1 protein-coding gene is annotated in these 645 nt (G+C 35.7%); it reads left to right on the forward strand.

The genetic code is table 11. The features are described 5' to 3' along the window. Positions 1-545, forward strand: a 545-nt coding sequence (locus tag CHRY9293_RS18495; RefSeq protein ID WP_228455611.1) for a condensation domain-containing protein, incomplete at its 5' end; no start/stop codon positions are given. Positions 546-645: the final 100 nt, after the last annotated feature.

Here is a 645-nt window from a genome sequence, read left to right on the forward strand (position 1 = left end):
AGCCATTAAATCTTCCTTTAGATTATCCTCGTCCTTCAGCTATTTCTTATGAAGGAAATACGATACACTTTAGTATTCCGAATAGTTTAGGGGAAGAATTACGCTTCTTGTCTCGAGAATTAGGAGTGAGTTTATACAGTATGATGTTAGGAGGCTATTATTTGTTGTTATCCTCTTATTCGGGACAAAAAGATATTGTACTGGGAACAGTAGTAGCCAATCGTCATCATACAGGTTTAGAGGATTTGATTGGTTTCTTTGTCAATACTTTGGTACTTCGAGAAGAGATTGATTATGGAGCATCAGTAAGAGACTTTATTTTGCAAGTTTCGGATTCGGTATCTGAGGCTCAGATGCATCAGGATCTTCCCTTTGAGAAGTTGGTAGAAGAATTAGGAGTAGAGCAGGATGTATCTCGTCATCCTCTATTCCAGGTGATGTTTGGTTTACAGATTTTTGGAAATGAAGCAAAGAGAATGTATGGAGAAGACTCTTTGTTTCAAGAATTTAAAGGAAGTAGGTTACAACTACCGATTCGGGCCTAAAGTAAAATAGAAATATGTAATATATTGTTAACCTTTGCTTTAAACGATAGAATTATTCTATAAATTTCTTTTTTGCCCCATAGCTTCCAAATATCGGTAT

Origin of the sequence: Chryseobacterium potabilaquae (assembly GCF_902728265.1) — a bacterium.
GTDB classification, from domain to species: Bacteria; Bacteroidota; Bacteroidia; order Flavobacteriales; family Weeksellaceae; genus Chryseobacterium; species Chryseobacterium potabilaquae.